Origin of the sequence: Xenophilus sp., assembly GCF_044462705.1 — a bacterium.
In the GTDB taxonomy this organism is placed as follows: Bacteria; Pseudomonadota; Gammaproteobacteria; order Burkholderiales; family Burkholderiaceae_C; genus Xenophilus; species Xenophilus azovorans.
On sequence record NZ_JBIQNC010000142.1, the window covers coordinates 1 to 1,371 of the forward strand.

The 1,371-nt window shown below is 67.9% G+C and carries 2 protein-coding genes; one reads left to right on the top strand and one right to left on the bottom strand.

Annotated elements, in window-relative coordinates:
• On the top strand, nt 1-815 hold an 815-nt coding region (locus tag ACIY1X_RS18605), incomplete at its 5' end, for a Bug family tripartite tricarboxylate transporter substrate binding protein (protein WP_399683319.1).
• Nucleotides 816-830: 15 nt separating this feature from the next.
• Here the strand turns inward: ACIY1X_RS18605 and ACIY1X_RS18610 are convergent.
• On the bottom strand, nt 831-1,280 hold the full coding sequence (locus ACIY1X_RS18610) for a CBS domain-containing protein (RefSeq protein ID WP_399683321.1): 450 nt from the start codon (nt 1,278-1,280) through the stop codon (nt 831-833).
• Nucleotides 1,281-1,371: the final 91 nt, after the last annotated feature.

A 1,371-nucleotide genomic window follows, 5' to 3' on the forward strand; every position in this document is an offset into this window, starting at 1 on the left:
TGGGCGAGCGGCTCAAGCAGTCGGTGGTGGTCGAGAACGTCGCCGGCGCCGGCGGCGTGATCGGCGTCGCCAAGGCCGCCAACGCGGCGCCCGACGGCTACACCCTGGTGGCCGGCCCGGACAGCGTGATGGCGATCGGCCGGCTGATCAACCCGGCCGCCTTCAAGTTCGACCCGCTGAAGGACCTGGCGCCGGTGGGCATGCTCAACACCGCGCCGATGGTGCTGGTGGCGCGCCCCGGCCTGCCGGCGCAGAACTGGGCCGAGTTCGTCAGGCTCGCCAAGGCCGCGCCCGGCAAGTACAACTACGCGACCTCCGGGGTGGGCACGGTGCTGCACCTGGCGATGGAGCTGATCAAGCAGCGCGAAGGCATCTTCGTGACGCACGTGCCCTACCGCGGCGGCGCGCAGATCGCCACCGACGTGATCGGCAACCAGATCGACCTGGCCATGCTGGTGAGCACCAGCGCCATCCCGCACGTCGCCGGCGGCCGCCTGAAGGCGCTGGGCGAGACGGACGACAAGCGGCTGAAGGCGCTGCCCCAGGTGCCGGCCTTCGGCGAGATGCCGGGCCTGAAGGGCTATTCGATGCTGAGCTGGACCGGCATCTTCGCGCCGGCCAAAACCCCGGCGCCGGTGGTGCAGCGCCTGAACGAGGAACTCAACGCCGTGCTGAAAGACCCGGAGGTGCGCGCCAAGCTGGAGGAACAGGGCGCGCTGCCGGGCAGCGGATCGGCCGAGGAACTGGGCAAGTTCGTGCAGGCGGAAGCCGAGCGCAACCAGAAGATCGTGCAGGCGGCCAACATCAAGGAATGAGCGGCCGGACGGGCCTCAGCTGCCCTCTTCCTCCGCCGGCCAGTCGCGGATGTAGGCCTTGAGCATCTTGTTCTCGAAGTTCTGGCTGTCGACCACCGCCTTGGCCACGTCGTAGAAGCTGATCACGCCCATCAGCATGCGCTTGTCCATCACCGGCATGTAGCGCGCGTGGTGGTCCAGCATCATGCGGCGGACCTCGTCGAGGTCGGTGTCCATGGTGGAGGTGAGCGGCTTGTCGTCCATCGCCTTGCGCACCGGCGTGTCGCCGACCACGCCGCCGTTGGCCTGGATCGCGAGGATCACCTCGCGGAAGGTGAGCATGCCCACCAGCTCGCCGCGCTCCATCACCACCAGCGAGCCGATGTCCTTCTCGGCCATCACGTTCACCGCGTCGGACAGCGGATCGTCGGGCGTGATGGTGAAGAGCGTGTTGCCCTTCACACGCAGGATGTCGCTGACTTTCATCGGGGTGCTCCTCTCTGCTCTTGGCCACATTGGCCGGATGAATATAGCCCACAATGTGCGACCGGCAACAGCGCGTTGCCGGCACGGGCCG

What these genes read in the sequence shown, in the direction of transcription:
- ACIY1X_RS18610 (WP_399683321.1), bottom strand. Translation starts at nt 1,280, where the DNA reads ATGAAAGTCAGCGACATCCTGCGTGTGAAGGGCAACACGCTCTTCACC.